The sequence below is a fragment of the Roseibium sp. AWQ4_254 genome (genome assembly GCF_056161025.1).
This window is the reverse complement of sequence record NZ_JBSWYH010000092.1, coordinates 1-791: the sequence shown is the minus strand read 5'-3', so window position 1 is coordinate 791 and position 791 is coordinate 1. Positions and strand designations below refer to the sequence as shown.

1 protein-coding gene is annotated in these 791 nt (G+C 63.0%); it reads right to left on the bottom strand.

Going from position 1 to position 791, the window contains the following annotated elements; all coding sequences use genetic code 11:
* Positions 1 to 791 (bottom strand): IS256 family transposase (locus ACXAIC_RS24750; RefSeq protein WP_475187101.1); only part of this gene is annotated, 791 nt, incomplete at both ends.

Sequence of the window (791 nt, the reverse complement as noted above, 5' to 3'; positions counted from 1 at the left end):
AGATAGATCAATTTTGCGGCCGCGTCATCACTTGGGAAATGGCCGCGGGTTCGTACCGCACGCCGGATTTTCGAGTTGAGCGCCTCAATCGCGTTGGTGGTGTAGATCAGCCTGCGCACCTCGGGCGGGTAGTCCAGAAATGGGATCACCTCGGTCCAGGCGCGCCGCCAGCTTGGGGCGATGGCCGGGTACTTTGCGGCCAGGTCGCTGTCCTCGAACTCGGTCAGCGCGGCCTCAGCGGCGTCGGCGTCCACGGCGGTGTAGACGGCCTTCAGGGCCGCAGCGACGGCCTTGCGGTCCTTGTAGCTGGCAAAGCTCATGGAATGGCGCAGAAGGTGCACGACGCAGGTCTGGACCTGGGTCTGAGGAAAGGCCGCCTCGATGGCTTGGGGAAACCCTTTGAGCCCGTCCACCACCGCGATGAGGATGTCTTGAACCCCACGATTGCGCAGATCGTTCAACACCTTGGCCCAGAACTTGGCGCCCTCGTTGGCCTGGAACCACAGCCCCAGCACGTCCCTGGTGCCGTCCGGCAGGATGGCCAGGGCAACGAAGACCGCCTTGTTCGACACCGCGCCGTCGCTGCGGATGTTGACCCGGATCGCGTCCATGAACACGACGGGGTAACAAGGCTCGAGTGGGCGGTTCTGCCAGGAGGTTACCTCCTCCATGACCGCGTCTGTGATGGCGGAAATCAGGCTCGGGGAGGCCTCAATGCCGTAGATTTCCTCTATGTGCCCCTGGATTTCCCGTGTCGTCATGCCCCGCGCGTACATGCTGATGATCTTGGT